This window comes from bacterium, assembly GCA_035281585.1.
Lineage (GTDB): Bacteria > UBA10199 > UBA10199 > DSSB01 > DSSB01 > DATEDP01.
Genome location: DATEDP010000153.1, coordinates 1 through 3555 on the forward strand (window position 1 = coordinate 1; position 3555 = coordinate 3555).

Here is a 3555-nt window from a genome sequence, read left to right on the forward strand (position 1 = left end):
GAGGAGAAGCGCCAGATCATCGTCGGCGTCAACGAGTTCACGATGAAGGAAGAGCCGGTGAAGGACATCCTCAAGGTCGACCCGGCGCTGGAGCTTCGGCAGAAGCAGCGGCTCAAGGCCCTGCGCGAGCGCCGCGACAACGTCAAAGTCGCCCAGGCCCGCGAAGCCCTGGCCAAGGCGGCCCACGGCAAGGACAACCTCATGCCCCACATCCTCGAGGCGGTCCGCTGCTACACCACCCTGGGCGAGATCAGCGACACGCTCCGCGGGGTCTTCGGGCTGTACCAAGAAAGAATCGTCCTGTGAGGAAATCTCCTCCTTTGAAAAAGGGGGATCAAAAAGGCAAAACTGGCGATTTAATGTCGCCAGGCAAACTTTTTGATAGTGTTAAATTCTTCCGAACTTGTTGGGGGGATTTAATAGACGCGGCATACTTTAAGCCTGCGCTTTGAACGACGCCACCGCTCTTAAATCCCCCCTGCCCCCCTTTTTCAAAGGGGGGTAAGAGGTTTGTGTGTTGAATCCTGATAATTACAACCTCGCCCTCGACTGCGTCGACAAGCACGCCGACCTTTTGCAAAATAAACACAAGGTCGCCTTGGTCTACCTGAAGGAAGATCCCGCCAGCGGCCGTTTGCGCGAGCCGCCGCTCAAGCTCAGCTATTCCAGCCTCAAGGGCTTGACCAACGCCATGGCCAACGGCTTCGCCTCGCTCGGCCTGGAGCGCGGATCCCGGGTCTTGCTCCGGCTGGCCAACTCGACCGAGTTCCTCATCAGCTTCCTGGGCGCGGTGAAGGCCGGGCTGATTCCGGTGCCAACCTCGCCGCTGCTGACTTGGCCGGAGCTGGAATACCTGCTGCGCGACAGCGGTGCCGCGGCCTTCGTGACTTCGCAGGAATTGCTGCCGCCGGAATTCTCGGCCGCGAAATTGCCGGCCATGAAGGAAGTCATCCTGGCCAGCGAAGCGGCGGGAAGCTTTCAGCGGTGGCAGGATCTCTTGAAGAACTCCTCGACCGAGTTTCGGGTCGAGCCGACCCAAGCCGAGGATCCGGCTTACTGGCTCTACACCAGCGGCACCGAGGGGAAGCCCAAGGCCGTGATCCATGCCCACCGCAGCATTCCGGCCCACGACGCCCGGGCCCGGCTTTGGCAAGACCTCAAGGCCGGCGACGTCGTCTTCAACACCAGCGCCTTGAATTGGAGCTATGCTCTCACCGCCGGCTGGCTCGACGTCTGGCGCCACGGCTTGACCTCGGTGATCTACCAAGGCCGGCCAAGGCCGGAATTGATCGCCGGAACTCTCGCCCGCCACGGCGTGACGGTCTTCATGAGCGTGCCGGGAATCTATCGCCGGCTCTTGCCCTTGGCCAAAGCCGATTCGGTTCCCTTCTCGGGCCTGCGAGTCGCGCTCAGCGCCGGCGAAAAGCTGGGCGAGCAAACCCGCGAGGAGTTCCGCCGTGCCACCGGCCTCGAGATCCGCGAGGGCCTGGGCATGACCGAGCATTCGGTCTACCTCGTCCAAGCCCTGGGCCAAGGCTCGCCGCCCGGCTCCTGCGGCCGGCCCTTGCCCGAGCAAAAGATCGCCATTTTGAAAGAAGACCTGAGCCCCTGCCCGCCCGGCGAAAGCGGCATCCTCGCCAGCCACCGTTCCTGCCCCGGGCTCATGCTCGGCTACCACGGCGAAGCCGCCGGCCAGACCTTCCAAGACGACTGGTTCTTGAGCGGCGACCTGGCCTACCGCGACGAAGCCGATCATTATTTTTTCTTGGGCCGCCGCGACGAGGTGCTCAATTCCGGCGGCTATCGCGTCTCGCCGCTGGAGATCGAGGCCGCGCTCAACGAGCATCCGGCGGTGGAAGAATCGGCCGCGGTCAGCGCCGAACCCGAGCCGGGCAAGAGCTATGTCCAAGCCTTCGTGGTCCTGAAGGCCGGGCCAGCCGCCACCCAGGAGACGGCCGGCCAGATCCTCCGCTCGCTGGAAAGCCGCCTCGCCCAATATAAAATTCCCCGTCAAATCGTCTTCTTACGGGAGCTGCCCAAGACCTCCAACGGCAAGCTCCAGCGCCACCGCCTGAAAAATTTGGCTTAGGCTCCGCTTTTCGGTTTCGGACTCAGGTCGCCGCGCCGTACAATCTTCAACCAGGGTTCCGGGCAGGAGCCATCAACCCGATCATAAGGAGTACCCCATGGCTCTCTTCGAACAATTCACTCAATTGGCCGCCACCTTCCTAGGCGACAAGCAAAACCAAGACTCGCCGCTCATGAAAATGGTCGTTCAGATGTTCAGCCAAAGCTCGGGCCCCGGCGGCGGCAACGGCTTGAACAACCTGCTGCAAAATTTTCAGAAAAACGGCCTCGGCGATATCGTCTCGACCTGGATTGGCACCGGAAAGAACCAGGCCATCTCGCCCCAGCAAATCCAGCAAGGCCTCGGCCAGGAAACCTTGCAGCGGATGGCCGCCCAAACCGGCAGCACCGTCGAGAACACCAGCAACCGTTTGGCCGACCTCCTGCCCCAGATCGTCGACAAGCTGACCCCGGGCGGCGAGATTCCCGACAATGACAGCTTGAGCGACGTATTAAACGTGCTCCGGAATAAATTCGGGGCTTAAGCGTCGGCTTGGGCCCACTCCGCGAATCGCAGCTTTCCGGTCGCGTTTTCGAAAATATCGTAATTGATATTGTTGATGACCAGATCGTCGGATTTGTTGAAGGCGGGCGATTGGGTGTCCGAGATGACGGCATTGGCCAATCCCGCATCCGGGAATATGGCTTTCAATAGGCCATAGAGCCGGTCGCGCACCGCCGAACGAGCGGGCGCCAGTTCGCTGTCGGCGGCCGCCTGTCGCTCCTGCTCTTCGAGACGTTCCGCCCATTCTGCCCCGGGGCCCATGAGTCCCATCGGCCCCGTGGGGTCGCTCAGGCCCAGGCCGGGATAAACCGGCGGCATCTCCGGCTCTTCTTCCGCGGCTTGGGTCGCGGCTTGGGAGCCGAGCTGCGCGCGATATTCGTCCATGAGGTGCTTCAATCCCGGATCGACTTCGGTCAAGAATGTCATGAAGTTTTCCGAGGGCGGGAGCGAAGGGTATTTCAAGTCGTCTTCCGAGAGTCCCAACTCCTCCGCTTTCTCCATAAGGTCCTTCGCCTTGATGTCCGGCGATCCGTTGGCTTTCAACCAAGCCGCCATGCGGTTCACCGTTTCGGGGTACTTGCTGAGATCTTCCTCGCCATCGATGGCGTCGATCGGTTCACCGCTATCGACGAATTCGGAGCGTATCGAAGCGAGGTTTTCGCGCAGTCCCTCGATCATCTCCCCTACCATGTCGAGGTTGGCCGTCTTGAGATCCAACTCTCCCTCGATTCGTCCGTGCCGACCCAAAAGCTCATCGCGCAAATCTTCGGTGATTTTGCCGTCTGAAAAGAGGTCCTTGATCTCGTCCTCGACGGCCTGAAGCGAACCCTCCAATCCTTCTTGGGTGTATTCGCCGTCCGCCTCCCCAATGTCGCCCTCTTGGAGAGCGAAATCCAGACCCAGCTCATCCTCCCCCAGGCCCA

4 protein-coding genes are annotated in these 3555 nt (G+C 61.2%); 3 read left to right on the top strand and 1 reads right to left on the bottom strand.

What is annotated here, in order from left to right; translation table 11 throughout:
- From VJR29_13690 to VJR29_13700, 3 genes are all read left to right on the top strand, one after another.
- Positions 1 to 306: methylmalonyl-CoA mutase family protein (locus VJR29_13690; protein ID HKY64457.1), on the top strand; the 306-nt coding region annotated here is incomplete at its 5' end.
- Between the two features lie 208 nt (positions 307 to 514).
- Positions 515 to 2089 (top strand): acyl-CoA synthetase, encoded by a 1575-nt coding sequence (locus VJR29_13695; protein ID HKY64458.1) that lies wholly within the window; start codon positions 515 to 517, stop codon positions 2087 to 2089.
- A 97-nt stretch (positions 2090 to 2186) separates the two neighbouring features.
- Complete coding sequence (locus VJR29_13700) at positions 2187 to 2612, top strand: YidB family protein (GenBank protein ID HKY64459.1); 426 nt, start codon at positions 2187 to 2189, stop codon at positions 2610 to 2612.
- On the opposite strand, the gene VJR29_13705 is transcribed toward VJR29_13700, so the two are convergent.
- Positions 2609 to 3555, bottom strand: a 947-nt coding sequence (locus tag VJR29_13705) for a hypothetical protein (GenBank protein ID HKY64460.1), incomplete at its 5' end; no start/stop codon positions are given. The genes VJR29_13700 and VJR29_13705 overlap by 4 nt on opposite strands.